Raw genomic sequence first — 25,398 nt, forward strand, 5'->3', positions numbered from 1 at the left:
AAAAAACCGCCACAAGAGACCCGGTGACGTTTGTTGACAGGTGCCAGAAAAAAGTCAGTCTTTGAGCACAAAAGTCACCTTGAGATTGACCCGGTACTCGGTGATTTTGCCCTTGGCGTCGAGGGTGACCTTCTGACCGTCCACCCAAGCGCCTTTGACGTTTTTCAGCGTCTTGGCGGCTCGTTTGCAGCCCTTGGCAACAGCATCTTCAAAGCTCTTGTCAGACGAGGCGATAATTTCAGTGACTTTTGCAACAGACATAGACGTCTCCTTCGTTGGATGAGTTAAAACCTTTTGGCCCCGGATCCGGGCGGTCATGTTCCTAGGTCAGCCAGGACCTCTCCAGCGCGAAGCTCGAGAGTCTTTCTGACACCTTACCGCGTTACGGATCGCGGTGCAGACGCGGCGGCGCTAGCGGCTCGGGCCGGCTGAGTCGCGCTGCCGGCGCGCTTCGAACAGCATCAGAGCCGCCGCCACGGAGACATTCAGACTTTCCATTTGCGGACTGATCGGTATCCGCGCCAGATGATCACAGCGCTCGCGCAGCAGCCGCTTCATCCCTTTGCCTTCGCTCCCGAGCACCAGAACGGTGGGACCGCGCAGATCAATCTCATACAACGTCTGTGGGGCATCCGCCGCGGTTCCCACCACCCAGAGCCCCTGGTCCTTGAGCGCGTCGACGGTGCGGTTGAGGTTCACCACCTGCGCCAGGCGCAACAAGTCAGCGCCGCCGGCCGCGGTCTTGCGCGCGGCCGGCGTCAGGCCCACCGCACGGTCTTTCGGGTAGATCACCGCGTCCGCCTCTGCGGCCGCCGCGCTGCGCAGGCAGGCGCCGAAGTTTCGCGGGTCCTCCAGATGATCCAACAGCAGGACCAGGGGATTCTCAAGCTCTGCGAGCACCGTGAGCAAAGCCGCCTCGGTGAGCGGCTCCGCACCCCGGTAGTGGGCCACCGCACCCTGATGACCGCGGCCATGCTGATCGAGCTCCCGCCGGCCGACACGAGAAACCGCTACGCCGACGTTGCGGGCCAGCGTCTCCAGCTCTCTAGCCCGTTTGTCGCCCCGTTCGCCGGACAGCTCGAGCAGCGTGACGTTGGCAGGGTCGTTGCTCAGCGCGCTGCGGACCGCATTGATCCCCAGAATTTTCTGGTCACCACCCGGCGCCATGCTCAGTCTTTATCGTCGGCAACGTGGATCTTAAAATCCACCTGGCGATCGTCGGTATCCACCCGCAGTACCTGCACCGTCACCTTGTCTCCCAGGCGATAGCTCATGCGGCGCTTATCGCCCGTGAGGGTGTGGCTCAGCGGATCGAAGTGGTAGTAGTCATTCGGCAGTGTGGTGACGTGCGCCAGACCGGACACCCCGAGTCCGTCGAGCTCGACAAACAGGCCGAACTCCCGCACGCCGGTCACCAGCCCGGTAAACACGTCACCCAGGTGAGACAGCATGTAGGCGCACTTCAGCCGCTCGTCGACGTCTCGGGAGGCATCCTCGGCGCGGCGCTCGGCCATGCTGGCGTGTTCGCACCGCCGCGCCAGGGCGGTTTGCTGATCGACATCGTCGGGGTCTGGCCGCGCGCTGCGCTCCGCCAGGGCGACCAGCGCCCGATGGACCAACAGATCGGGATAGCGGCGAATCGGCGAGGTGAAGTGGGCATACGCCTTCAGCGCCAGGCCAAAGTGACCGCCGTTTTTCGGGAGATAAACAGCCAGCGACTGTGACCGAAGAACCAGAGACTCGATCAGCGAGCGCTCGGGTCTGCCGCTGGCTTTTCGCAAAATGTCAGACAGGTGTTTGGGACGCAGGCGTTCAGCTGGCGGCAGCTTGATCGCCAGCTCCCCGAGCGCGCCGCGCAGCTCCTCAAGCTTGCGCTCCTGAGGCGGCGGATGCACGCGAAAAGCGGCCGGCAGCTCAGCTCGGTCCAGAGTGCGCGCCGCCTCCACGTTGGCGGCAATCATGCACTCCTCAATAATCTTGTGCGCGTCGTTGCGGGTGCTTGGCTCAATGTTGGCGACCTCGCCGTCATCATTAAACTTGAAGTACACCTCCCGACCACGGAAATCGATGGCGCCGCGCTTGCCGCGCTGGCTACGAAACGCTCGATAAACCTCGTGCAGCGCCGTCAGCGACTCAGCCACCGGGCCTTCCAGCTGCGGCGCGTCCCCCTGCTCATCCAGAAACGCCCAGGCTTCCTGGTAGGTCAAACGGGCGTGGGAGTGCATCACGGCGCGGAAAAACCGGCTCCGGGTCACCTTGCCATCCGCGCTGACCTGCATTTCGCACACCACACAAAGCCGGTCGACCTTCGGCCGCAGCGAGCAGATCACGTTGGACAGCTCCTCCGGCAGCATCGGGATCACCCGATTGGGGAAGTACACCGAGGTGCTGCGATGGGACGCCTCTCGGTCGAGCGCGGTGCCAGGCTTTACGTAGTGCGAGACGTCGGCGATAGCTACCGTCAAAGACCAGCCGCCGCGCGGCTTCTGGCGACAGTAGACGGCATCGTCAAAGTCTTTGGCGTCGAAGCCATCGATCGTCACCAGCGGCAGCTCGCGAAGGTCTTTGCGCCCGGCCCGGTCGGCTTTGCTGACGTGGTCGGGGATTGCGGCGGCCAGCACTTCCTTCGGCCACTCGTACGGAATGTCGTGACTGCGAATGGCCACCTCAACGGCCATGGGCGCGTTGATGCTGCGCCCGAGAACCTCCACTACGCGGCCCACCGCCTGGTGACGTCGATCGGGCTGTTCGGTGATTTCCAGGTAAACAAAGTCCCCGGATTTCGCCTCGCCGGTGGCGTCAGGCGGAATCAGAATGTCCTGGTTGATCCGTTTTTCATCGGCCGTGACAAACGCCACGCCCGACTCGCGGTAAAAGCGGCCGACGAGATGACTATTGGCGCGCTCCAGAACGCTGACGATTGCACCCTCCACGCGGTTGCGCCGGTCCAGCCCCTGGATTCGGGCCAGCACGCGGTCACCGTGAAGAACGCCCCGCATATGACGCGGTGAGAGATACCAGTCGTCGCCGCCTTCATCCAGCGCGAGGAAACCGAAGCCGTCAGGGTGGCCGATGACGCGACCGGCCTTCAGGTCCAGCTTCTGCGCCACGCCGTAGCCGCCGCGGCGGTTCTGGATCAGCTCGCCGTCCCGAACCATCGCGCGCAGGCGCCGGCGCAAAGCCTCCTGCGCCGCTTCGTCGGTGATGTCGAGCGCCTCAGCGATATGGCTGCGCTTCATCAGCTCACCGCGCTGCTCCAGCAGCAGCAGGATTGCCGCCCGGCTGGCGATGGGGTTTTCGTAGCGTCGCTTTTCTTCCGCTGCCCGGGGGTCAACAAATCGGGGCTTTGAGGTTTTCGAAGTTTTTTGGCGGGGTGCCATGGCCGGCATCTTACGGGTCCGTCAACCGAAGCACCAGCTCGCGGCCTCGGTTGTATCGGGTGTCGAGCTTCAGAAACGAAAAGGCCGCGGCAATTGCCGCGGCCCCTTTGGTTACCCGTGATCGACGGCTACCAGCGCTTCTCCCACTGCAGATACCACTCGCGGCCGAAGCTGTTGTAGTAGCCACCGGCGTTGATAAACCACGGCCAGTTGGCGTTGGTCGGATCGGTCGGCGGATCCTCGTCGAACATGTTGTTGATGCCCAGCTGGAACTGGCCGATCTCACCCCAGTCGTAGCGGAACGAGCCGTTGACCGTCAGGTAGTCGTCGACAAACTGGCCGCTAGGAACGCTGCCCGTTTCCGGATCTGAGAAGGCGTTGATGCCCGGCAGCTCGTCTACGTAAGCCGCGCGAATCGTCGCGCCAAACTCCTCGTAGTTCCAGTTGACGGTCAGGTTGTGGCGAAATTCCGGCAGCGATGCCAGCGACAGGTTCTCCACTTCCGGCTGCCCGTCGGCAAACTGGGTCTTGAGAGAATCGACGTACGTGGTTTCCCACTGGAAGGCGAACAGACCCCAGTCGTTGGTATCCAGGTCGTAACGCGCGGTGGCGTCGATGCCCCGGATCGACTGGGTCGACAGGTTGAGCGCCTGTGCCGAGATGTTCCCGCCCTGGAGCGTACCGACCGCATCCCGGGTAATCAGCGAACAGAAGCTGGCGTCCGGCGTACCCGTACTTAGGCCTGCACACTGGTTGAGGATGAACTGGCCGGAGGGCGCTGCGATGATGTTCTCCAGCTCCACGTCGTAGTAATCGACGGTAAAGGAGAGCGCGTCGAGCGGCTCCCACACCACGCCGATGTTGATACTTTCACCCTCTTCTTCTTCCAGGGCCGTGTTGGCACCGATCTGGATCTGAACGCTCTGCACGATGTCACAGGGGTCGCTCGAGTTGTTGGGATCCAAGCCACCCGGTGCGTTGGGATCACCACCGGCGGCAACGCACAGCGGCGAGTCCACCACGCTGGTGAAGGCCCGGGTGGTGGAACCGAACAGGCGCTGCAAATCGGGGGCGCGGAAGGTTGTCCCGTAGCTGGCACGCAGCAGCAGGTTATCCAGCGGCCGATACTGTAGTGCCGCCTTGCCGGTGGACGCGCTGCCCGTTTCGGAGGCGTCGTCGTAGTCATCGAAACGACCAGCCAGGTCGAGCGTCAGCTGAGAGAAAAGCGGCAGAGAGATCTCGGCACCAACCGCGAGACGATCGCGCTGGCCGCCGCCCGCGGACCCGCCGTCCGACGCATCCCCCGACAGGGTGATCGGATCGCGATTGTCGAAGAACTCCTGGTCTTCCCACTCAAACACGCCGGCGACAGCCACCGGCCCCGCGGGCATCTCCCACGGCAGGTAGCCGGAAATCTGGAAGTCGGCAAACCGGTTCGTGGACTCAGCGTCCGTGAAGGGTCGGAAGGATGTAGAGGCCACCACGCTGTCCGGAATTGGCTGGAATAGGTCGAGCCCTGCGTCCACCTGCGCCTCGAAGGCCGATAGGATGATCGATCCACCGCGCTGCGAGAAGAAGTCCTGCTTGTTGATGGAGTAGCCGGCCTCCCAGTCCCAGCCGTCACCCAAGGTGCCGCTGAGTCCAAACAGCCCGCCGAAAGTCTGCGTTTCGATGTCGGTGGTCCGAGGTCCGTACTCAAACAGCCGCCGGATGTAGACCGCCGGTCCGCCGTTGGGCCCGGTGATCAGACCGCCGTTGTTCGGCGAAACCGGGGTGGCGGACGCGCCGCCAAAAAGCGCGGTCCCGGAATAGGCAAACGGTTCGATCTGCACAAACGTATCGCCGCGGTTCCAGCGAACTTCGGCAAATGCCGACAGGTTTTCGCTTAAGGAGTGCTCCACGCGCCCGGCGAACGTGGTCCGCCGATTCTGCGGAAACAGCTGCCTGAACTGGGTGCGGTTGAAGCCACAGGTGTCCTGACCGAACAGCTGCCCGCCACCCGGCGAACCGGGCGGAATGCCCTCGGTCCCAATGGCGCCGGCCGCCGTGCCGCAGTTCGGGTCGGGCGTGATGCCGATACCGCCACCAGGCACCAGCTCAACGATGTTGGCGCCAAAGGTCGAGAAAACACCCCGGCCCAGCGGATCGGCGATGTCTGACGCAGCAAAATCGCGCTGGCTCGACATCAGCTCCTCGTTGTCGTCGTACTGCAGCGTGAAGTACACCGACGTGTCGTCGAACGCCTTACCCGCAACCAGCTCGGCCTGGCGGGTCTGGTAGCCGCCAGCATCCGTGTCGCCGGTGCGCAGCCGGGTGGAGATGCCGTCGAACTCGCGCCGCGTAATAATGTTGATCACGCCGCCGATGGCGTCTGAACCGTAGATCGCCGACGCGCCGTCGGTGAGTACCTCAATCCGCTGAATGATCGCGGTCGGGATGGAGGCGGTGTCGTAGAACTGGGTGGTTCCCCCCAGGCCCAGCGGGTAGACCGGCAGACGCCGGCCGTCCACCAGGATCAGCGTTCGACCGGTGCCGAAGCCCCGCAGGTTGACGCCCGACGCGCCCGGCGTGAATCCGAAAACAAATTGCTGGGACAGGCTGCCGCCCGTGTTCTGGGTCAGGCTGTCCAGTACGTCCTGGACCGTTCGATAACCCATGTCCTCAAACTCGGCACGCTCGAGCACGAGAACGGGGGTGGGTCCTTCGATGTCGCTGCGCTTCAGGCGCGAGCCAGTGACGGTTAGATCATCGAGTTCGGCGGTATCCGCCGCGTTGTCACCCTCAACCTGTGCCCCGGCGTCTAGCGCGAGGGTCAGGGAAATAGCCGCAGCCAGCGGCAACCGGATCCAGCGACGTGGATCAGTAGAGTTGGCACTCATACAGTAACTCCCATTGCTTTTTTCGTGGTCAACACCCGCAGCGGGCGCCGCGCCCCTGAGACGTATGCGGCGCCGCTGGGGCACGTTACGAAAAAACTAGTATGAACATCTTCGTATATCAATCGGTCGGTTGCGGGTCCTGCTGCGTGCGTGCCGTCGGGAGGTTTGAACGCCACCCGCTCGTGTGTTGCCGCGAGTGCGGAAAAGTGTTGCGTTATTTCCGATCCAGTTGCCGGAAATGCTGAATCGCGTGTCGTCAGGTAGTGCTGTTTCTTCGCCAACACGTCGTGGCGGGGTCGCGGCCGCCGAAAATCGGGTCTTTTCCGCAACGCCAAAATCACTATCGGCAACCTCGCGTGATCGAATCGCCGGGATCCTGCGGAAAAAAGAAACCACACCTGGGGCATTAGTCCGAAAAACCATCGGGCTATGTTCCGGTTGGAAAGTTTCTAACTAATTCAGTAACCTGCGATGACTTCAACAAGAACTACAAGCACTAGTGGATGTAAAAAAGGCCCTTAAAGCAGAAATCGAACGGGTGGCCCGGCGCCAAATCCGCCAGGAAACCGAATCGCTGAGAAAATCCGTAGCGCGCTATCGAGGGGACATCGCGGCGCTCAAACGGGAGCACAAAGCATTGCAGCGGCAGCTGCAGCGACTGACCAAATCAGCCCCACAACCGGCGGAGCCTGAACCCGAGAACGGGGCCAGGCAGATTCGGTTTGCGCCGGCATGGCTTAAAAAGCACCGCCAAAAGCTCGGCCTGACCGCTGCAGACTATGGTCGCCTCGTGGGCGTCCACCCGATCACCATCTATAACTGGGAACAGGGAAAGTCCAAGCCGCGAGCCGCACAGCTCAAGGCGCTGGCGGCAGTGCGAAGCCTGGGCAAGCGCGAGGCACAACGCAAGCTGACCAGCTGAGCGACGTCAGGGGACTGGCCGGTCCAGTCCCACTCCCTGCTACGTTAACCCTCCGGGACAACAATCCGGGGCGATTCCGATCGCCCCTTGCTTTCGTGAACGGATGCTGCTAATTTTTTAGCACATGCTAAAAAATTCGCACCAACTTACCCGACGCGAGCGGCAGATCATGGATGTGCTGCATCGGCTCGAAAACGCGAGCGCCAGAGACGTGCTGGACGCGCTGCCGAACCCGCCGTCCTATTCCACCGTCCGGGCGCTGCTCGCCCGGATGGTCCAGCGCAATCTCCTGACCTTTCACAGCGAGGGCAAACAGTACGTCTACCGACCGGTTGAACCACGCGCGCAGGCGCGGCTGCAGGCAACCCAGCATCTGGTTGACACGTTTTTTGCCAGGTCACCGGTAAAGGCCGCCAGCGCGCTGCTCGGGCTGGAGGAACAGCAGATCACCAGCGACGACATTGACGAGCTTAAAGCGCTACTGAACCGACTTGAGTCACGCCACCGGAAGCAAAACTCGTGAGCGGCCTGGATTTGATGGTGCTCGTGCTGCTGCTCAAGGGCCTGCTGCTTACTGGGCTCGCAGCTGCCGCCGCCTACCGTGGCAATCCGGCCCTCCGTGTCCGGCTGCTTCGGGGGTTGATGGTGACGCTCCTTGCGCTGCCCGCCCTCGCGCTGCTGGGAGAGATCGCTGGCCTCAGCCTGACGATCACAACAACCCAATCGGCGGGCGCGGACTATGTAAGTCAGCCCCTGACTCCTTCCCAGTCCGTCCCGGCCAGCAGCCCCGCAGCCGAATCGATCGTCACGGTTGGCTCGACCCTACCCTGGCTGCTGATGATCTGGTTTATCGGCGCCGTCGTGGGCTGGGTCCGGCTGCTGCTTCAGCTGCGCGCACTCCGAACGTTCCGTCGGGCAGCCCGGTTCGACCAGCTGCGGCCGGTTGGCGACCGCAGCGTTTGGATCGGTTGGAGTAACGCTGTTCTCAGCCCGGTAAGTTTCGGCTGGCGAAAACCGGTGGTATTGCTGCCAGACACCTGGCGCCAGCATCCAGACATGTCAGCGGACGACACCGAGCACGCCGTAGCGCACGAACTCGCCCACGTGGCGCGCGGCGACTGGCTGTGGCTGCTGGTCGTGCGCCTTGCAGCGGCGGCTCACTGGTGCAACCCGCTGCTGCCTCGGCTTTCGAGGCTGCTCGCGGAGGAGACCGAGATCGTGTGTGATCGCTCAGCGGTTACCGGACTCACCGACACCGCAGCGTATGCACGGACATTGCTCAAGGCCCTCACGGTGAGCCATTCCGCCGGCCCTTTGCGAAACACCCCGGTCAGCCCTGTGCTGGCCATGGCCGGCACCGACCAGTGGCGGCGACGTATCGAACAACTCTATTGTCGGGAGACTCCCATGCAGCGATTTTCACTGAAACTCACCCTGGCAGCCGGTATCGCCCTGCCGCTGGCGATCGGGCAGCTGTCTTTTGCCCAAACCGAACCTGCGCCAGCCCCCGAAGCGGCGGTAGCACCGGCACCCGACAGCGTCAGCAGTCCGGTGGCACCCACCACGCCGGTCGCGGCCGACGCGCCAGTACCACAGGCGGCTGCGGCTCCGACTGCTGCGCCCACGGCAGCGTCCGTCCCAGCCGCCGCGCCTCGCCCCAGCGTAGCGCCCGCCCCGGAAGCGCAAGCCGAAGCGCGCCGCGCCGAGGCAGCCCGGAGGAGCGAGGCCGCAGCCGCTGAGCGCGCGGAGGTGCGAAGCGAGGCAGCCACGTTGCGAGCCCGGGCCGTGGAAATGAGGGAAGCCGAGAAGGCTCAGGTGCGAGCGGCACAGGCTGAGGTCCGTGCGCGCCAGGAAGAAATGCGAGCCAGCCGCGAGGAAGCCAGACTGGCCCGAGACGAGGCTCGCCGGGCCAACCAGGCAGCGCTCAGGGAGCAGGAACGGCTGTCACGGCAGCTGGAGCAGCTCCAGGCACGAATCGCCGAAATCGAGGCCGAACTTGCTGCTTCGAAGGAGCGCGATTCAGAGCGGTGAAACCGGCCCGGCCAGCTTCTCCACGGCCGCCGCGACCCGCAGCACCCGGAATTCGTTCGAACGATACGACATCACGGACAATCCCACCGGCAAGCCATCCACTAGCCCCATCGGCACCGTGAGATGGGGATGGCCGGTGATGGCCGGCAGGGTCGAACTACCGATACCGAAGCTGTCGCCATTTTCCAGATCCGTAGTCCAGGCCGGGCCGTTGGTGACGCTCACCAGATGCGTCAAATTGTGCCGCTGCAGCGCGCCCTCGAGCTGCTGATTCGCGTCCCGGCGTACCTCGGTTAGCGCCTTGGCGTAGTCGACCTTTGACCAGGTCACGGCCTGCGCGGCCTCCAGGATTTCCTGGCCGAAATGGGGCATCACCCGTTCAGCGTTAGCCTGGTTATAAGCGATCAGCTCTTCGAGATTGCGCGGCGCGCCGGGCGCGGACACGCCGGCCAGATAGCTGTTGATCCCCTCGCGAAACTCGTAAAGCATGACCTGATAGGCCCGGGAGCCCAGCTCGCCCTGCTCGATTTCCAGGTCGTCAATAATCTCGGCGCCCGCCTCCTGCAGCTGAGCCACGGTCTTGTTGAACAGCGCGTCAACCTCAGCGTTGGTCCCGGCGCCAGGGTAGGAACGCCAAACGCCGATTCGGGCATCTTTCAGGCGGCCGCTGAACTCCGGCGTGAGGATGGAGTACTTTTTGAAGCGTATCAGGGTGGAACGATCGTTCGGATCCGAACCCACGATTACGCGCATCAGCAGCGCCAGGTCGGCCGCTGTCGTCGCCATCGGTCCGACCATATCCATCGACGTCGCGATCGGTATGACGCCGGCCCGGCTGACCCGCCCCATAGTGCCCTTCAGGCCAAGCACGCCGTTGGCGCCAGCCGGGCACACGATCGAGCCGTTGGTTTCGGTGCCCAACGCCAGCGGGGCGAAGCGCATGGCGACCGCCGCGCCGGAGCCGCTCGAGGAGCCGCAGGGGTTGTGGGTCGGACGCCAGGGATTGCGCGTTAGACCGCCAAGGGAACTCCAGCCGCTGGTGGAGTCTGTCGATCGGAAATTTGCCCACTCGCTCAGATTGGTCTTGCCGAGGATGACTGCACCCTCATTTCTTAGGAGCGTTATCACGTGGGCGTCGTTCGCCGCCCGGTGTTCGGCCAGCGCCAGCGATCCGGCGCTGGTAGCCATGGCGTCCGCCGTATCGATATTGGCCTTCACCAAAACCGGCACGCCGTGGAGATCGCCAGCCTCCCCTCCGGCCGCCAACGCCTGATCCAGCCCCTGCGCGATAGCCAGCGCGTCTGGATTGATTTCGATCACGGCGTTCGGTCCGTCAGCGGCGCGGTCAAGCCGCTGAATCCGCTCCAGGAAAGCGCTCGTTACCGCTTCAGCCGACAGCTCTTCCGCCACCATGGCGCTACGTAGATCGGTGGCGGTCATGGCCGTGATGTCGTCATTGCGCTGAAATTCGCCGGCGGAAGCCAGCGGCGGCAGCGCATCGTCAGCACCGCCGGCGCTTTCGCCGGAATCACCGCCGCAGGCAGCTAGGATGAGAAGGGCGGCCAGCGGCAGCGCGCGCCAGTTCGTCAAAACAGCTCGGATTTTCACAACAAAACCTGATGTTTAGAGAAAGGTCGCTATGGTATCGCGCCTGGTCGTCACCCGCGCGAGATTTTCGGGATCATTTGGGGAAAGGCGGGCCGCCGAGCGGCGCTACCGTGCTGGATCGCCGCGGCCTTTGGATGTCAGGCTAGCTGCCCCGCGCGTCAGGCAGTCGACGCGTTTTTGGCGGCCGTAACGGTGTTGTGCAGCAGGCAGGCGATGGTCATCGGACCGACTCCGCCGGGCACCGGCGTGATCGCCGCGGCGACACCCTGCGCCGCCGCGTAGTCCACGTCTCCGACCAGGCGCTTCTTGCCGTCTTCTTCGATCCGGTTGATGCCGACGTCGATAACCGTAGCACCCGGCTTGATCCAGTCGCCCTGAATCATCCGCGGCCGGCCGACAGCGGCCACCAGGATATCGGCCTGACGACAGACCGCGGCCAGATCTCGCGTGCGCGAGTGCGCGATCGTCACCGTGCAGTTGGCGCCGAGCAGCAGCTGAGCCATGGGTTTACCCACGATGTTGGAGCGCCCCACAACCACCGCGTGGAGCCCGCTCAAGTCGCCGAGCCGGTCCTCCAGCAGCATCAGCGAACCCAGCGGCGTGCAGGGCACCATGCGCCGCTGGCCCACCGCCAGCGCGCCAGCATTTTGGAGGTGGAATCCGTCGACGTCTTTGGCCGGAGAAATAGCGTCGATCACCGCCGTTTCGTCGATCTGTGACGGCAGCGGGAGCTGCACCAAGATGCCGTGAACGCCCGCATCACCGTTCAGCGTCGCCAGCAGCTCCAGCAGCGCTTCCTGCGAAGTGTCGGCCGTCAGGCGGTGCTCTCGAGACTCGATACCGACCTCAGCGCAGCGGGCAATCTTGTTGCGCACGTAAACCTGGCTGGCCGGATCTTCTCCAACCAGCACGACGGCGATACAGGGCGTGACGCCACGCTCAGCTTTGAGCGCGGCAACCTCCTGCGCCAGGCGCTCACAGAGCTGCCCGGCAAACGCTTTGCCGTCAATTTTTTCGGTCATGGCGGATTCCTTGAGGTCTGGCTTCGAACTTAAAACATCTCGCTCGGATCGAGCTTTTCTTCCAGCCGCGCGGTGCGGCCCTCAATGTAGTCCCCGGTGATCATCTGATCATAGGACTGACCGGGTCCGACCATCGGATAAACGCCGGCATCCGGATCGATGATGACCTCCAGAAAAGCCGGCCCCTCGAAGGCGAGGAACTCGGCGACCACCGCGTCCACCTCTGCCGGGTCATCGAGCCGACGAGCGAAGCCGAAGCCGTCAGCCTCAGCAGCAAGGACAAAATCTTTGCGATGAAGCGACTTGTCGCTACCGGCCATGCGGCCCTTGAAGTACATCTTTTGCCATTGCCGAACCATGCCGTCGCCGTAGTTGTTGAGCACCACCACCTTGACCGGCAGATCGTACGTCGTGGCGGTCTCCAGCTCGCCGAGGTTCATTCGCATGCTGCCGTCACCGTCGATGTCGATGACCAGCGCGTCGGGCAGCGCAAACTGAGCGCCGATGGCAGCCGGCAGCCCAAAGCCCATCGTGCCCATGCTGCCCGAGGTCAGCCACAGGCGCGGCTCGCAGAAATCAAAATATTGAGCGGCCCACATCTGATGCTGGCCTACGCCGGTGGAGATAATCGCATTGCCCGCGGTGATCCGATTGATCGCCTCGATGACCGCATAGGGCTGAACCTTGTCACTGTCGCGGTCGTAGTTCAGGCCGTGCCTTTTCTTCAGCTCAGCGAGCTCGCCGTGCCAGACGCCAAAGTCCTTGTCGAAGCCGACGCGCTCTCCGTAGTCGACGAGGTCGGCCAGATCCTGTTTCAGGTTACCGACCTGGTGCCACTGGACCCCTTTAACCTTGCCGATCTCCGAGACGTCCACGTCGAAATGGGCGATGCAGGTGGCGTTGGGCGCAAACCGGTTCGGCACGCCGGCAACCCGATCGTCGAAGCGCGCGCCGACGCAGATCAGGAAATCGCAGTCCTCGACCGCATAGTTGGCGTAAGCCATCCCGTGCATACCCAGCATGTGGAGCGACAGCTCGCTGGTCGTATCCACCGCTCCGATCCCCATCAGCGTGGTGCACGCTGGCACGTGAAACGCGTCGATGAAGCTCCGCAGCGCCTCAACGGCGTGACCGTTGATCGCGCCGCCGCCGACATACAGCAGCGGCCGTTCCGCTTCGCTGAGCATGCGGAAAAAACGCTCGCAGTCTGACGGTCCGAGGCGGTTGTTCATCACGGCCTGCAGTCGGTGGCGGTATCCGGGTAGCGGTAACGTCCCCTGCCCGGAAAACTCGCAGGTGGCGTTCTGAATGTCTTTCGGCAGATCGACCACCACTGGCCCGGGTCGACCGGTCCGTGCCAGTTCAAACGCCGTGCGCATGGTCTGCTCCAGCCGGTTTGGGTCAGTCACCAGGAACACGTGTTTGGCCACCGCGCCCATCACGGCGGCGATCGGCGCCTCTTGAAATGCATCGGTGCCGATAGCGGCCGTCGGAACCTGGCCGCAGATCACCACAATCGGAATCGAGTCGGCTGTGCAGTCGCGCACCGGTGTCACCATGTTGGTGGCACCCGGTCCCGATGTAACCATAGCCACACCCACTCGACCGCTGGCCCGGGAGTAGCCGGCGGCCATAAAGCCGGCGCCCTGTTCATTAGCCGGCACGATCAGCGGCATCGGCTGCTCCGGACTGGCCTCGTTGTGGCGGAACACCGCGTCGTAGGTCGGCAGGATGGCGCCGCCGGAATAGCCGAAAATGGTGCCCACGCCCTCGTCGGCCATCACCTGCACGACCACGTCGGCGCCGGACATGGCGACTCCGGCCTTCGGGTGACTCCGCTGACTGGCGTTTTCCTCGGCAATTCTCATAGCGTTTGCTTACTGCTTCCCAATCCCCGGAGTGTCCGCCAAAGTCCCTGCCAATGCAACGACTTACCGGGGGCTTTGAACGTTGCATTTGGCCGGCGGGTCGGCCACCATCGCGCCATGCGACACGTCATTTCGGTTCTGATGCAAAACGAGGTGGGCGCGCTCACGCGCTTCACCGGTCTGTTCTCAACGCGGGGCTACAACATCGAGACGCTCAATGTGGCCCCAACCGACGATCCGGGGGTGTCCCGGCTGACGATGGTGGTCACCGGTTCCGACCACGCTATCGGCCAGATCACCAACCAGATCGGCAAGCTCGTCGACGTGGTCAACATCCACGACATGACCCTCGGGGAGCACTACGAAAGCGAGATGCTCATCCTCAAGCTGCGGCTCGGCATCGGCGGTGTCGCCCGCGCTCAAGCGCTGGCGAGCGAGTATGGCGCGACGGTCCTCGACGCCGAGCCGGAAAGCTTCACGATGCAGGTGATCGGCAGCCCGGCAGATCTCAAAAAACTCGTGGAAACAGCCAAGGATGTGGGCGAGATCGCGGCGGTCGCGCGAAGCGGCAGCGTCGCGGTTTCCCGCGGCATCGTTTCACTCTCTTCTTACGATGTGAACCGCCGCCTGACCGGCTAGGGGCGTTACCGAGACCCCTACTTTCTCATTGACGTCAGGCAGTCCTGTGTGGCGTCACCAAGCTGCATGCCCCCGTCAACCGGATAGATGCCGCCGGTGGCGTAAGCGGCTTCTTCAGACATCAGAAACTGAATAAAGCGGCCGATGTCCTCGGGCTGCCCAAACCGTTTCAGGGCGGTGGCCGCCTGATACTTGTCTCGCAGTGCTTGGGTGGGCGCCAGGCGACTCATGCCCTCGGTGCCGTCGATCGGGCCAGGTGACACGGCGTTGACCCGAACGCCGGCGGCACCCCATTCCAGCGCCAGGCATTTGACCAGCATATTGACGCCGGCCTTGGCGGCACATACGTGCGCCTGAAACGCCATCGGCACCTCGGCCTGCGGCGCAGTGATGGCAACCAGGCTCGCGCCCGGCTTGCGAAGGTGCTCGAAAGCGGCCCAGAAAACGTGGTACGTCCCGAGCAGGTCGATGTCGACCACCGCTTTGAATCCTTTCGGCTTGATGTCGATGACCGGAGCCGGGAAGTTACCGGCAGCGCCGGCGACCACCAGATCGAGCGGGCCCAGCTGCTCAGCGGTCTGCCGAACGAGCTCGGCAACCGCGTCGTAGTCTCGAACGTCGGCAGCCAGCCCCAGCGTCTGCCCGCTGCCCTCTGCGTCGATCGCTGATGCCGCTGCCGCAGCTTTTTCCGGATCACGCCCAAAGACCGCCACGTTGGCCCCGCCGGCCGCCAGAACCTTGGCGATGCCGAGATTGATGCCGCTAGTGCCGCCGGAAATCAGAACGTTTTTGCCTGTTGGGTTCGCCATGGTACTCGCGCCTTGAGTCAAAGCCGGCATCGTCCGGCACTGACGCTCGAGATGCAAGGAGGGAGACTTTGTTCACTCACGGGAAGCACGCTAAGGGTGCTAAATTAGCACTTTCTTCGACTCCCGCTTGCTATGACATTTGCCAATCTGGCGCTGGACATCGACGCGCTTCCGAGCGCGCGCATCATCGATCTCAAGCCACTGGATCCGCGCTATCAAAAAGAGGTGCTGACCCAGAGCCTCCTGATTTGGGGCGTGCTGCTTTTGATCAGCTTTATTCCATCGGTGATCGTCGCCAAACCGCCGGAGGTCAAGACCCGGCTCCTGCTGCTGCCCGTCATCATCGCCACCGCGAGCGCGCTGTTCACGATCCTGGCGGTGAAGATGGCAGCGGCCAAACGCATGGCGCTGCGCGATCACGACATCGTTTTTCGCAGCGGCCTGTGGTGGCGCAAGCTCGTGCTGCTGCCGCGAAATCGCGTTCAGCACATCGAGCTATCCAGCGGGCCGCTGCAGCGCAAGTTCGGCCTGGCGTCGCTCAAGTTCTACACCGCCGGGGGTGCGGCCGTCGATCTGCAGATCGACGGCCTGAGCCAGGAGCATGCGCGCTCCTTGCGCGACCATGTGATGCAGCAGCACCGGTGACGGGCACCTGGCGGCGAACATCGCCGGTTGCGGTGGTGTTTTTCCTGACCAAGGCGCTGAAGTTCCTGGTGACCGACGGGTTCGCCATGCTGGCGCCGGCGGTCGCCTGGTACGCCACGGCCAGCGACGGCATGAAGGTGTGGGCTGCCGTCTGGTTCGCCGTGCTGGCGGCGGTTGGGGCGGTCTGGGCGGTATTGTCGTACCTGCGATTCCGCTATCAGCTGACCGACTCCCAGGTCCTGGTGCGCCGCGGGGTGATTCAGCGAGAACAGCTCAACATCGATTTTGACCGGGTCCAGGATACGTCCATCGATGAGCCCTTTTACGTTCGGCCTTTTGGCCTGGCGGTGCTCAAACTCGATACCGCGGGCAGCGCCCAGAAAGAGATTGCGCTGGCGGGGATCGGGGTTGATCTGGCCAACCAGATCCGCAACACGCTGCTCAGTTTTCAGCCCAAGACACCCGATCCGGCAAGCGAAACGGCCGCGGGCGCACCGACGGATGCGCCGGTTCTGCTCGAACGCAGCAACCGGCAGATTGTGCGCTATGGGTTAACCGCCAACGGCCTGCTTTGGGTTGCGGTGGCTTTTGGTGTCCTGGCCGGTGCGCTGGGCGAAGAGGCCTGGGAAACCGCCGGACAGTTTGTCCTCGAGCGGCTGCGCATGGGCACCCTGCTGGAAACCGGCGGACCGGCCCGCGGGCTGCTGCTTGCCCTCGGAGTACTCGCCGTGCCGGTGCTGCTGGCGCTGTTCTCCATCATCGGCGCGCTCTGGCGCTACGCCAACTATCAGCTTATCGCTGATGGCGGCAGCTTCCGGCGCAGCAGCGGGCTGGTGAGCCGGCAGCAGCAGACGCTGAAAGGGAGCAAGGTGCAGGCCGCGGTGTGGAAGCAAAACGCGATCGCGCGGTTGCTGCGCATCACCAATCTTCAGCTGCGTCTGGTGAGCGCAGGACAGGAGGTCAACAGCAGCGGCATGCCCGCCTCAACCCCGGCCTTCCTGGTGCCCGCGCTCAGCCCCGATGAGGTGGTGCCGGTCACAAAAGAATTTCTGCCCGACACTCCGGCCGAACAGCCTGCTTTTACCGGCATCAACCGGGCCTACCACTTGAAACGCAGCCTCTGGTACTGGCTCGCGCCGGTGGGCGGCATCACGCTCGGGCTTTCGTTTGCGGTGGGCTTTTATGCGGCGATTGTTCCCCTGCTTGGGCTGACACTCGCCGTCTTCTGCATTCGGCAACGCAGCAGCAAGTTTGGCGCTAGCATCATCGGCGCCACCGGTTATCTTCGTAGCGGCTTTATCGGCACCCATACGGCGGTCTTCTCGCTGTTCAAGGTTCAGCGGGTCGACGTCTGTCAAAGCCCGGGTCAGCGCAAGCGCTCGCTGGCTACCCTCAATGTGCACCTGGCTTCACACACCATCACCATTCCTCACCTGACGCTCGCCGACGCGCAGCGCTTCGCGGATCTAGCGCTTTATCACGTCGAGTCCTCGACGCGTCCCTGGTTCTAGGCCACTTATTCGAAGCTGCCGGAGAAAACGAGGTCTTCCGTCGCAATCTTGATCCGCGCCGGCGCTGCACAGTTGTTGTCCATGTCCGCTTCACCGCCAACCGGATCGATGCAGGCGATCAGGAATCGAACCGATTCACTCGTCGGCAGCGGAACCACAAACTCCGCTTCCGCTTCGGCAAAAGAAAACAGGTTATCGACCTGCGCCGCGGCCAGCTCTGGATCAGACCCATCGAACGTCGAGTCCTCAGAGAGGTAAACGCGAATCGTGCTGTCCGCGATCGTCGCAGGACCCACGTTGGTGGCGCGGATGATTGTCTCAGCTTCGGCGTCTGCCGCGAGCACCGTCGCGGGCACCTCGACATCCTGCACAACCAAATCAAAACTGGTGTCCGCACAGGGCGTGCTGCGCGTGGCTGACGCACTGCTGGCCTGCGAAGTTTTTCCCTCGTCGTCGGCAGCAAACACCGAGATCTCGTAGCTCCCGGCGCCGGCGCACAGCCCAACGCTGGCGGCCTGGAAGTCATCGCCGGAGGGCGTCATGGGCTCGAGCACCGCCTGCCCGTCGGGCCGCGTGATCACCGCAAATACTTCGTCGATGCGGCCGGTTGTGGTCACGCCGCTGGCGGTGATCGGCTCGAAGTCCGCGGTGAGCGCAGAGGCGACCGCAACGCCGCCGATGACGGGCTCGTCACCAGCCAACAAAATGCCTCGGCCCAGCGCATAGAACCGGGCGAGTGCCCCGTCGAACAGCTCGTTGCCAGCCGCGTTGCCCTGGTCGTCCAGCTGCGCGTTTTGCCCCTCGCCAGAGAAACGTACCGCGCTGCGCGCCAGCTGATGCGACCGGCGCACGTTGGCGCCGTTGAGCTGGGAAGTCCAGAAGAACCGCGAGTAGGCCAGCCTCCCGCGACGCCGGAACACCGCCTCTTCGCCAGCGTCGGTACTGGTGATGACAATCCGGGGATTCGTCGCGTTGCTGGCAAGCACCGGCAGGAACGCACCGGCGTTGCTACCGTCATACACGACGGTGAGTTGCCCCCCGTTGCTCGCCTCAACCTCATCCAGCCAACCCTCAAGCGTCTGCGCGCTGAGCGTTTCGGTGTCGTTCAGCACGAACTCACCGTTGTTCTGCGCGCCGACCAGGTAGACGGTGAGATCGGACACCCCGTCGGTGCCCCACGCCGTGATGGCTTCCTCAACGTTCGCCAGGGTCGACAGCCCATCGGTGCCGAACGACGCAACCGGCGACAGGTAGAAGATGTCATCGCAGTCTGTCGCGCGACAGCGACTGCCGTCCGAGCCGTAACCCTGCTGGCGCAGCGCCGCCTGGGCCAGGTTGCCGTTGCGCTCGAAAGGTCGACGCCGGCTGCCGTCGGCCCGGGTGCCCACAATCAGCACCGCGCGTCGTCGCGAGGGGTCGTCAACGGTGATCGAGGCGAGACGCGGAACCCCGACATTACCCTCCTCGTCCTCGGCATACACCGCCAGCTCGTAGGTGCCCGGGCTGTTGAACAGCGACGGCGTGGCGCCGTAGGTGCCGTTGCTGTCGGTCGGCACAAACTCGACCAGCGGGAGCTCCGCTACGGGGTTGTCCGAAGATCCCGGCTGAAAGCCCGGCGGGCGAACCACCGACCAGACGCGCGCGATCCCGTTGCTGTCGAACACGTTACTCACCGAGATCTCCGCCGTATTCCCGGAGCTCAGGACAGCCGGAGCGGTCACGGTGCCTAGCACCGGACGGTCCACCGCGTTAGACAACCCGCGCCCAATAATTCGGGTTGTGGCGATCTGCAGGTCTTCGGGCTCGTTGACGTCACCGTCTCCGTCGCTGTCGATCAGGGCGTTCTGGGTCGGGAATGAGTCGAACGTTGAGTCACGGGCGACGGTAAACGCCTCACCGATATCCTCGCCGTTGAAGACCTGGGTCCAGAACTGGTTCGAAAAGGACATCGTGCCGCCCGACACAAAGTAGGCGCTTTCGCCGGGACTGGCGCTCGTGATCACCAAACGGTTGGTGTCGGCCAGCTCGTCCATAAACGATCCGGATTCACAGGCGTCGTAGATCACCGTCAGCTCCCCATCGGGATGGGTGGCCTGCCAGGCGCTGAGCCAGCCGTCCAGGGTCGCCGATTGGAGTACCTCCGATCCGCTCATGCGAAACGTGTCGACGCCGCCGTGGTCCACCATGTAGATCAGCAGGTTGTCCGCGTCGTCCGCAAAGCTGCCGGTGATCGCTGCCTCGAACGACGCGTTGGTCGCGTCGCTATCGACGTCGTCCGCGACGCCGTTCTGATCCAGGTCCAGATCCGTGTCGGCCGACAGATACTGGATGGTGTCCTTCTGAAACCCCTGGCTGACCAGCGTGCGGTAGACAAAGTTGGCGTTGACCTGGGTGGCATCCCAGAGCGCGTTGCCGGGATAGGGTCCACCGCCGGTGACCACAATCGCTTTGGTGTTGCCCGCAGAAACTCCGGGGCGGAAACGCTGCATCCGATTGTTGGAACGCTCAAGCGCATAGACCCGCTGACCGCTGCCGATGGCAAGACCTCGCACGGTGTTGACCTGCCCTGGCAGCACGCCCCCTTCCGCCATCACGCCGAGCGGCGTGCCGTCCGCCGCCAGCACCTCTACCTGCGTGTCGCCGGCGTAAATCCGCCCGCTGTCGTCGACCGCCAGCGAAAAGGTCCGCTCCGTCAACGCGTACTCAGCCAGCAGCTGACCTTCCGGCGTAAACCGCTGCAGCTGCCTGAGAAAAGCGGCCAACACGGTACCGTCAGGCGCCACCGTGACGGCATCATAAAAGATCGGTGGCTGAGCACTCGACGTGTCGCTGATCGCCCCAACAAAAGTGCCGTCGAGCTCGAAGACCTGGATTGTCGGAACCTGCTCGTCACCGACGTAAACCAGATCATCCGGGCCAATGGCGATGGAAACCGCGTTGCCGAAAATCCCGTCGACGCCGGCTTCCGACAGCTCCTGCGTCCGCCTGCCCCAGCCGTTCAGGAATCCGCCGTTCGCGCTGAAGCGCCGAATAATCTCGTCCTGATTAAAAGTGACGATTACCACGCTGCCCTCCGACGCGATGGCCATGCCGCCCAGAAAGCCCGTCTCGCTCTCCCCCGGCCTCACGGGGGCGAAAGATCGCAGGAAGATTCCGTCGGCATCAAAGACCTGAATCCGCCTGTTGAATGCGCCCGCGACATAGACATCGCCGCTGCTGCTGATCGCCATGGAGTCCGGGGACGCAAACTTACCCAGCTCCTCGCCGGCGTCGCTCCAGCGCGAGAGGAACTCGCCGTTGTCCCGGCCCCACCGCGTGATGCCATAGCGATCGACCACGTAAGCCGTTCCGTTGCTGCCGGCAAGCGCCTGGCGAGGACCCGCGAGTTCCCCGGGTCCGAGGGAGGCATCGTTGTTATCGAAGGTACCAAACTCCAGCAGCTGGTTGCCCGCCGCATCGATACGAACGACACGCGAAGCGGCGGTGACCAGCAGGTTACCTTCGCCATCCAGCCCAAGCCCTTCCGGCCTGACGATGGTGTTGAGACCGCTGCCCAGACCGTCGATCGCGCGCACGAAGGTGCCCTCAGTCGAAAAGACGTTGATCAGCTCGGTGTTGAACGACGAAACAAAAATCTCGCCGTTTAGCTGGGCAATTCCAATGGGCCCCAGCTCGGTGAATTGGCCCGGACCGGTCCCCTCGGCTCCGAAGTTGGCGACAAACTGCAGATCGCTGTTGAACTTCACGACCCGATAGCCTGGCGGGTCCAGCACGTAGTAGTTGTCGGCGTCATCGACAGCGAGCTGAAACGGACCCTGGAGCCGCGATCCACAGGGGATACAGCGGGGCGTGAACTCCCCGTCGCCGCCGCTCAAGCCCCCGACTCGCGCCAGCTGCTCGCCGTCAGGACTGAACTTGATGACGTAGCCAACCGATCGATCGGTCACGATGACGTTGCCCTGGCTGTCGACGGCAACTCCGTGAGGGCTGAAAAGGTCGGGAGAATCGATATTGCTGACCAGCACGCCGTCACTCGAGTATTTCTGGATCTGGCTGGCGATAGGGTCCGAAACATAGACGAACCCCTGATCATCCAGCGCCACCGAGTTTGGCCCCGTCGCAAAGTTGGTCTGAAAAAAGTACGGGCGGGGCTGGCTGGGCCAAAGCAGGTCAAAGGTCGGTAGCGTCGTGCCGGCCCACAGGGCCGGCGCGATAAGGAGCAACAGGAGTCCTGACCTCATCCCGGTCAAGAGCCTGCAAAATCGATCTAACGTCATTCAGTTCTTCCTGGATCTGTATGGCAACGGCGGCGCCCGCCGTTTCCGACTGGCACCGCATAACTCATTACTCAAGTGTGTCAGAAACCAACGCAGTGTGCCGACCCTCTCGTTGCAGCGCTTTGACCTGTGGTTGCACGAACCCGTTTCCCAACGCGTCCCCGCTATCTTGGCGTTGTGCAGATCCAAATCGGGTCATTCGGCGTAGCGTCGCGCCTTTCGAGATCGTTGTTTTGCTGCGGATCGCGTCGCGACAGGCTACGTCGATTGAAGGGTCTTCGTTATCGACCTGGAGGTACCGGGAGAGGCTCCAGGAGGAGCAGCTCTTTGTCGCTGCCTTGAATCGGTGCAATAACCCGCTGGGTCACGGCTAGTCGCTGATTGGGTACATATATGTTGAGGCCCCTTACCCCCAGCAAGTGGCCTTTTCGATCGTGCGTAACATTAAGCAGCTTCAAAGATTCCAACACGGGAGGTACTACGAACCAACCTTTACTGTCCGTTGGTGTGGAGTTCACGACGACCTCCGTGATCGGGTTGACGGATTCAGCCGGCTGCAGCGGCTCGGCGCGCCTGCATACGTTGGTCCGATTCTGTTCGTTTAGATTTCGTTCGAAGCCGCTCGTTAGGTCAAGGAAGGTGAGATCGCGAAAATTGGTTACCTGCTTAATCGCAAGTTCGTGCGTGAGCGTCGTAGCCGCGGTCTCAGTCTCTAGCGCTGCCCAAAGTTGATTCTCTTCCCGCACAAGGCGAAACGCCTCAGTTCCATGCCCTACGAGAACTCGTCGGAAACCGCTCCAGTTCATCTCGACGGTCGAGTCGCTCTCCTCGTCTTCCCACGCGTAAAAGCCCTGCGGAAACTCTTGAAAATACTGGACGTCGTAATGCAGTGTTCCACCCGATTCATCTGAAGCGTATTCATGAATGAGAGTCGCCGTTACACCCGGCATGTAGGTCGCACGCGTTAGCACCATCGCGGGGAGAGAAAGGGGTTCGCTGTGGTACTCGAAGCCGGTAACGCGCTGCCCGCCTAGCACGTGACCCAGAAGGCGATGCATACGCTCAACACGATACGATGGATAGACCATCGGATCGTCACTCTTATTCGCGAAGACCGGAAGACCTGGCGTGGAGTAGCTTTGACTGATGAGACCTTGGGCGGTCTTCAGCTCAACGTAAGTGGACCCGCCGCCTATGGTGATTTGGTCAGAGCACGGTTGGTCTGGGTGCGCCTCGCATCTGGGATTGTGTTTTGCAGGCGCAAGCGTGCGAACGCCAAGCGCCTCAAGCTGAGCGAACACGGTATCCATATTGCACAGTGGCTCGACCCGCGCCGCCCGATACCCGAATAGCGCTTCGACGATCGAATGATTGTCTTCTCCAAGATGGAGCGCAGTCCAGCGTCCGCCCCGTCTGGAGAGCACGTATCCCTTGGGTCCAAAACCCGAGGTCCAGAACCGTAGCTCGACGTCATCTTCTACAAGCTCTACCGATTCAATCGGCTCCAGACCCCACAGCTCAGCCAGTTGATGGTATCGCTCGATCGCGAAGGCATGGCCGGGCCAGACCGTCAGCAGACCGGTCAGCAGGAAGAGGGACATCATGCGCTTCATACGCCATGGACCTGCGGCGGCGACAATTCGTTGCAGCACCCATGACTGATGAGGGGTTCCATAAGCATTCGAATGATTGTCTAGTAGCGGCGTACCGTCTGAGACCCAGGAGAAAACCATCGGCATGACGAGACTGACGTCCACGACAGCCCTGCTGCTGACCCTTGCGATCGCGGGGTGCGGTGGAGACCCACGCGCGGTCAATAGCTATCTAGGCCTGTCGATCCCGACCGAGGTACTGGATGCGCACCTCACCTCCGAGATGGAGCGCCTCGACATTCCCGGTATGTCAATCGCGTTCATCAACCAGGGACAGGTGATACACCATCGGACCTTTGGCTTCGCCAACGTCCAGCATGAGGTTGCGGTCGATGACGAAACCATCTTCGAAGCCGCTTCTCTGTCCAAGCCGCTCTTCGCCTATTTTGTGATGACCTATGTGGAAGCGGGCAAGCTGGATCTCGACACGCCGCTCTATACCTACCTGCCCTACCCGGACATCGCCTACGACGAGCGATACAAGCAGATCACCGCGCGCATGGTGCTGAGTCACCGGACCGGTTTTCCCAATTGGCGGGGAGACCTGCCGGAAAAGAAGCTGCTGATCCAGTTTGATCCCGGCACCGACTACTTCTACTCAGGCGAGGGTTATCAGTACCTGGCGATGGTGCTCAAGGAAATTGACCAAACCGACTGGGAAGGCCTGGAGGCCCGCTTTCAGGAGCTCGTGGCCCAGCCGCTGGGGCTGCAGCACACGGTCTTCATCCAGGACGACTACAGCAAAACCCACAAGGCGGAGCCGTATGATGAGAACGGCGAGTGGATCAGTCCGGAAAGGGACTATGACCGGTCCGTGCGTTTTCGGTTTGTGGCACCCGCCTCGGTTCATTCGGAGGCTCAGGACTTTTCCCGCTGGCTGATCGCCCTCATGGACGATAAAGGGTTACGGCCCAGCAGCTTTCGCGAGCTGTACGCCGTGCATTCGTTTGTCGATGAATACAACGGCATCAAGGTGGACTACACGCTGGGCTTCTTCAAGCCGCGCCTGCCGTTCACCAATATCTACCTGCACGGCGGCAACAACTACGGCTTTACCTCCTACTTTGCGGTGGACCCCAAGAAAGATTGGGGCTTTGTACTCTTTACCAATTCTGAGTACGGCGAGCAGCTCGGCAACGAGCTGACCTTTTACCTGCTGACCGGCCCGGACCTGACGCCGATCTATCTGATCGGCGCCGGAATTCTGGTGACGCTGCTGCTGATCGGCGTGCTGCTGGGTCGAGCCTGGATCCGGAGACGCCGGGCTCGAGCTTGAACGAAATAGTCGGGTTGGTGACCGCCGATGAGCGGCGGGCTGCGGTAAACTGACGCAATGGATATGCAGAATAAGACAGCGGTAGTGACCGGCGGCAGCCGGGGGATTGGACGGGCGCTTTGCCGAGCTTTACATCAGGCCGGCGCCTGCCATGTGGCGGTTGCGGATCTCGACGGCGCGGGAGCGCAGGCGCTGGCGGCCGAGATCGGCGGCAGCGGGCATGAGGTCAACGTGGCCGACGAAAGTCAGGTTGTTGCGCTGATCGATGAGGTTGAACAGGCCCACGGACCGATCGACCTTTTCGTCAGCAACGCCGGCGTCGGCGAGCTGCCGCCGGATTCAAAAAATATTGCGTCACAGCCCAACGCGGTCTGGGAGCGGTGCTGGTCGGTCAACGTGATGGCCCACGTTTACTCGGCACGTCGCCTGATTCCGGGCATGGTTGAGCGTGGTGATGGCTATTTGATCAACGTGGCGTCCGCCGCCGGCCTGCTGAGTCAGATCGGAGACGCGGCCTACTCCAGCACCAAACATGCGGCCGTCGGGTTGGCCGAGTCGCTGGCGATTTCCCACGGTGACGACGGAATCAAGGTGTCGGTGGTTTGCCCGCAGGCGGTGGCCACCGCGCTGATCGGCTATGACGAAGACGGCGACGAGGCGCCCACTGGCATCGCCGGTAACGACCTCGACGGGATCTTAAGCGTAGACGACGCGGCCGCAGCCATCATGCAGGGGATCACTGACGAATCGTTTCTGATCCTCACTCACCCGCAGGTGGTTCATTACATGCAGCACAAAGCGGAGAACTACGGTCGCTGGGTCGGCGGCATGCGAAAGCTCCGCCGCCGTTACGTGTAAGCGTCCCGTCAGAAACCCACG

18 protein-coding genes are annotated in these 25,398 nt (G+C 62.8%); 8 read left to right on the forward strand and 10 right to left on the reverse strand.

What is annotated here, in order from left to right:
- Window positions 1-54 precede the first annotated feature (54 nt).
- From AAF358_23010 to AAF358_23025, 4 genes are all read right to left on the reverse strand, one after another.
- The gene (locus AAF358_23010) at window positions 55-261 is read right to left on the reverse strand and encodes a dodecin family protein (GenBank protein ID MEM7708443.1); all 207 of its coding nucleotides are present in this window, start codon (window positions 259-261) and stop codon (window positions 55-57) included.
- Between the two features lie 150 nt (window positions 262-411).
- Window positions 412-1,167, reverse strand: coding sequence for a 23S rRNA (guanosine(2251)-2'-O)-methyltransferase RlmB (gene rlmB / locus AAF358_23015; GenBank protein ID MEM7708444.1), 756 nt, complete (start codon window positions 1,165-1,167; stop codon window positions 412-414).
- A gap of 2 nt (window positions 1,168-1,169) precedes the next feature.
- Window positions 1,170-3,380: a ribonuclease R gene (gene rnr / locus AAF358_23020; GenBank protein ID MEM7708445.1), complete on the reverse strand. Its 2,211-nt coding sequence runs from the start codon at window positions 3,378-3,380 to the stop codon at window positions 1,170-1,172.
- 128 nt (window positions 3,381-3,508) lie between these two features.
- On the reverse strand, window positions 3,509-6,259 hold the full coding sequence (locus tag AAF358_23025; protein MEM7708446.1) for a TonB-dependent receptor: 2,751 nt from the start codon (window positions 6,257-6,259) through the stop codon (window positions 3,509-3,511).
- A 538-nt stretch (window positions 6,260-6,797) separates the two neighbouring features.
- Between AAF358_23025 and AAF358_23030 the strand changes: the two genes are divergently transcribed.
- From AAF358_23030 to AAF358_23040, 3 genes are all read left to right on the forward strand, one after another.
- Entirely contained in the window at window positions 6,798-7,181 is a 384-nt protein-coding gene (locus AAF358_23030; protein MEM7708447.1) for a helix-turn-helix transcriptional regulator, read from the forward strand.
- Between the two features lie 124 nt (window positions 7,182-7,305).
- On the forward strand, window positions 7,306-7,704 hold the full coding sequence (locus AAF358_23035) for a BlaI/MecI/CopY family transcriptional regulator (GenBank protein ID MEM7708448.1): 399 nt from the start codon (window positions 7,306-7,308) through the stop codon (window positions 7,702-7,704).
- Window positions 7,701-9,212 carry a M56 family metallopeptidase gene (locus AAF358_23040; protein ID MEM7708449.1) on the forward strand — a complete coding sequence of 504 codons (1,512 nt, stop codon included), beginning with the start codon at window positions 7,701-7,703 and terminating at the stop codon, window positions 9,210-9,212. Before AAF358_23035 ends, AAF358_23040 begins: the two co-directional genes overlap by 4 nt.
- Here the strand turns inward: AAF358_23040 and AAF358_23045 are convergent.
- The 3 genes from AAF358_23045 to ilvB all read right to left on the reverse strand — a co-directional run bounded on the left by AAF358_23045 (window position 9,201) and on the right by ilvB (window position 13,710).
- On the reverse strand, window positions 9,201-10,820 hold the full coding sequence (locus AAF358_23045; GenBank protein MEM7708450.1) for an amidase family protein: 1,620 nt from the start codon (window positions 10,818-10,820) through the stop codon (window positions 9,201-9,203). The two genes, AAF358_23040 and AAF358_23045, sit on opposite strands and share 12 nt — an antisense overlap.
- A gap of 158 nt (window positions 10,821-10,978) precedes the next feature.
- Entirely contained in the window at window positions 10,979-11,842 is an 864-nt protein-coding gene (gene folD, locus AAF358_23050) for a bifunctional methylenetetrahydrofolate dehydrogenase/methenyltetrahydrofolate cyclohydrolase FolD (GenBank protein ID MEM7708451.1), read from the reverse strand.
- A gap of 29 nt (window positions 11,843-11,871) precedes the next feature.
- On the reverse strand, window positions 11,872-13,710 hold the full coding sequence (gene ilvB / locus AAF358_23055) for a biosynthetic-type acetolactate synthase large subunit (protein MEM7708452.1): 1,839 nt from the start codon (window positions 13,708-13,710) through the stop codon (window positions 11,872-11,874).
- A gap of 117 nt (window positions 13,711-13,827) precedes the next feature.
- Between ilvB and ilvN the strand changes: the two genes are divergently transcribed.
- The gene (gene ilvN, locus AAF358_23060) at window positions 13,828-14,349 is read left to right on the forward strand and encodes an acetolactate synthase small subunit (GenBank protein MEM7708453.1); all 522 of its coding nucleotides are present in this window, start codon (window positions 13,828-13,830) and stop codon (window positions 14,347-14,349) included.
- A gap of 17 nt (window positions 14,350-14,366) precedes the next feature.
- Here ilvN and AAF358_23065 read toward each other — a convergent pair whose 3' ends face one another.
- Window positions 14,367-15,158 (reverse strand): SDR family oxidoreductase, encoded by a 792-nt coding sequence (locus tag AAF358_23065; GenBank protein MEM7708454.1) that lies wholly within the window; start codon window positions 15,156-15,158, stop codon window positions 14,367-14,369.
- A 132-nt stretch (window positions 15,159-15,290) separates the two neighbouring features.
- Here AAF358_23065 and AAF358_23070 point away from each other — a divergent pair, with 132 nt between their 5' ends.
- Together AAF358_23070 and AAF358_23075 are read left to right on the forward strand one after the other, a co-directional pair.
- On the forward strand, window positions 15,291-15,803 hold the full coding sequence (locus AAF358_23070; GenBank protein MEM7708455.1) for a PH domain-containing protein: 513 nt from the start codon (window positions 15,291-15,293) through the stop codon (window positions 15,801-15,803).
- On the forward strand, window positions 15,800-17,314 hold the full coding sequence (locus AAF358_23075) for a PH domain-containing protein (protein MEM7708456.1): 1,515 nt from the start codon (window positions 15,800-15,802) through the stop codon (window positions 17,312-17,314). The genes AAF358_23070 and AAF358_23075 overlap by 4 nt, the downstream gene beginning before the upstream one ends.
- Window positions 17,315-17,319: 5 nt before the next feature.
- On the opposite strand, the gene AAF358_23080 is transcribed toward AAF358_23075, so the two are convergent.
- Together AAF358_23080 and AAF358_23085 are read right to left on the reverse strand one after the other, a co-directional pair.
- Complete coding sequence (locus AAF358_23080) at window positions 17,320-21,555, reverse strand: C13 family peptidase (GenBank protein MEM7708457.1); 4,236 nt, start codon at window positions 21,553-21,555, stop codon at window positions 17,320-17,322.
- Window positions 21,556-21,872: 317 nt separating this feature from the next.
- The gene (locus tag AAF358_23085) at window positions 21,873-23,348 is read right to left on the reverse strand and encodes a hypothetical protein (GenBank protein ID MEM7708458.1); all 1,476 of its coding nucleotides are present in this window, start codon (window positions 23,346-23,348) and stop codon (window positions 21,873-21,875) included.
- On the opposite strand from AAF358_23085, the gene AAF358_23090 reads away from it, so the two are divergent.
- Together AAF358_23090 and AAF358_23095 are read left to right on the forward strand one after the other, a co-directional pair.
- Complete coding sequence (locus AAF358_23090) at window positions 23,329-24,519, forward strand: serine hydrolase domain-containing protein (GenBank protein MEM7708459.1); 1,191 nt, start codon at window positions 23,329-23,331, stop codon at window positions 24,517-24,519. The two genes, AAF358_23085 and AAF358_23090, sit on opposite strands and share 20 nt — an antisense overlap.
- 63 nt (window positions 24,520-24,582) lie before the next feature.
- Window positions 24,583-25,377 carry an SDR family oxidoreductase gene (locus AAF358_23095; GenBank protein MEM7708460.1) on the forward strand — a complete coding sequence of 265 codons (795 nt, stop codon included), beginning with the start codon at window positions 24,583-24,585 and terminating at the stop codon, window positions 25,375-25,377.
- Window positions 25,378-25,398 lie beyond the last annotated feature (21 nt).

The organism is Pseudomonadota bacterium, from assembly GCA_039033415.1.
In the GTDB taxonomy this organism is placed as follows: Bacteria; Pseudomonadota; Gammaproteobacteria; order Xanthomonadales; family SZUA-38; genus JANQOZ01.